This window comes from Psychrobacter sp. Choline-02u-9 (assembly GCF_002836505.1).
GTDB lineage: Bacteria > Pseudomonadota > Gammaproteobacteria > Pseudomonadales > Moraxellaceae > Psychrobacter.
In genome coordinates, this window is sequence record NZ_PJBF01000019.1 from 1 (window position 1) to 802 (window position 802).

Annotated in this window: 1 protein-coding gene; it reads right to left on the reverse strand. The window is 41.8% G+C overall.

The features are described from left to right. Positions 1-145: 145 nt before the first annotated feature. On the reverse strand, positions 146-802 hold a 657-nt coding region (locus CXF69_RS00550), incomplete at its 5' end, for a transposase (protein WP_145990103.1).

The following is an 802-nucleotide window of genomic DNA, read 5'->3' on the forward strand; positions in this document are numbered from 1 at the left end:
AACTTGCGCTTTAACGGCTTATCTTTGTCTTTATAAATACCGACATGATAAGCCCAACAAAATGCTAAGGCGTTCACTGCGACTAATTTACTGACCCGATCAAGATGGGTTAAGTGGGTATCTTCAAGATTAAAGCCACGGCCCTTTAGACAAGCAAATAAAGTCTCAATCTCCCAACGCTTAGCTTAGCATAGCTTGTCATCGCATCCACTGTTTCTAGTTGATTGGTGGCCACAATCACTAAACCGTAGTCTTTATCACGCTTGGCAAATACTCGAACCAAACAACCATCGACAGTCAGTATTCGCCCATGTCGATATGTTTCTTGATGGCTAACATGGCGTAATAACTCTTTAATCTGTACCAACTTGCCATGATGATTCTTAACTTTACTGTTCTTCTTAATCCGTATGGCAAAGGGTATGTGATTATTGGTGAGCCAGTTAAACCATTTTTCGCCAACAAACTCTCTGTCTGCTACTATCATCTCAAGGTTATCTTTGCCAAATTGTTTGATAAACCGCTCAATAAGTTCACAGCGTTCAAGATGGTTTGTATTACCTCGCTTATCTAGCATTTGCCAGTATAAGGGGATGGCTATCCCTTTATATACCACCCCTAGCATAAAGATGTTGAGGTTACTTTTACCCCATTTCCAGTTGGTGCGGTCAATGGTTAAGGTGACTTTGCCTAGCCCAAATAGTCGATATATCATTAAAGCCAGTTGATCGTAGTCTATCCTCGCTTCGGCAAAAAATCGCTGTAGTCTGCGATAGTGACTGTCGGTCTTGCCACCCTTAGG